Origin of the sequence: Bacillus cereus group sp. N8 (assembly GCF_016483685.1) — a bacterium.
Taxonomy (GTDB): Bacteria; Bacillota; Bacilli; order Bacillales; family Bacillaceae_G; genus Bacillus_A; species Bacillus_A proteolyticus.
The window spans coordinates 1-1,301 of the sequence record NZ_JAEHBK010000111.1; the positions used below are offsets into that span (position 1 = coordinate 1).

Consider the following 1,301-nt stretch of genomic DNA (forward strand, 5'->3'; position numbering starts at 1 on the left):
TTAGGACTTTACCACATAAAAAAACAATCCCGTATGATTTTATTGATTTGTCTGGGAGCTGTTGCTTCAGCTTTAGCAATGGCAATTTTGTATGAACCTGGAGCTGATCCGAGTAGAATTTATTATGGCACAGATACGAGGGCCTTTTCTTTACTTATTGGAGCGGCACTTGCCTTAATTTGGCCAAGCAATAGGCTTGCAAATAAAATTATTCCAAGGGCGCGTCTCATTCTTGATGTAGTGGGAGGAACTGCTCTTATTATTATTTTGCTTATGTTTTGGAAGACGAATCAATATGATCCGTTTCTATACATTGTATACGCTGTAAGAAAACGCAAGTAGGGATGAGGGGGAAGAGTAATGCAACTTCAGGCATTTCTCATTACATTTCGTGAAGTATTAGAAGCGTTGCTTATCGTTGGGATTATTACAACGTACTTAAAGCGCACAGATAGTAAGCAGTATGTGAAATATGTTTGGCTAGGAGCAGGGCTTGCGGTTGTAGCAAGTTATATTGTCGCCCTAGTCTTTCAAGTTGTATTTACTGGTTTTGCTGCTATGGGTAGCGAAATGTATTTAAAAATATCCATTATTTTCGTTTCAGCCATTTTACTTACACAAATGGTATTTTGGATGGCAGAACATAGTAAGAATATGACAGCCAATATGGAAAATAAAATGAATCAGTATATTACGGCTGGAAATATAATTGGAATGGTCGTGCATTCTTTTCTTGTTGTACTTCGAGAAGGTGTAGAAACAGTTTTTTTCTTTGCAGCGATTACAGGAGGAAACATCGGGGAAGCGATGAAAGGCTGGGGAGCTATATCTGGTCTACTCGTTGCAGCGGTTGTTAGCTTCTTATTCTTTAAAGGAACGATGCGTATTTCACTCAAAGTATTCTTTAAAGTAACAGGTGCATTTATCGTATTAATTGCAGCAGGACTTCTTGTCCAAGGCGTTTCTATGCTTCAAGATTTAAAGATACTTGGCAGTGTAATGCCGCACGTATATGATATTACATGGTTACTACCAGAGCATCCTATTGATTATGATCATTATCTTCGCGATCATGGTACTGCACCACTTCTTTCTGGTGATATCGGCATTTTCTTAAAAGCATTTTTAGGATATTCTTCGATGCCATCTATTGAAGAAGTACTTGTGTATATCGGATATTTTGTTGTGTTGTATATGTTAATTATCTTTAAAAAACCTGTTAAAAAAAGGTTGTTTTCGCATAAATTGTTGCTGTTGGATAGATAATATATAATATAGATAGGACAATCAACAGGAGGCAT

Annotated in this window: 1 protein-coding gene and 1 pseudogene; both read left to right on the forward strand. The window is 37.0% G+C overall.

Annotated features, from left to right (window positions below; all coding sequences use genetic code 11):
* Positions 1 to 312: pseudogene (locus JDS80_RS30610) on the forward strand (acyltransferase family protein); the annotation flags it as partial.
* A 48-nt stretch (positions 313 to 360) separates the two neighbouring features.
* Positions 361 to 1,266: an FTR1 family iron permease gene (locus JDS80_RS30615; protein WP_199640810.1), complete on the forward strand. Its 906-nt coding sequence runs from the start codon at positions 361 to 363 to the stop codon at positions 1,264 to 1,266.
* Positions 1,267 to 1,301 lie beyond the last annotated feature (35 nt).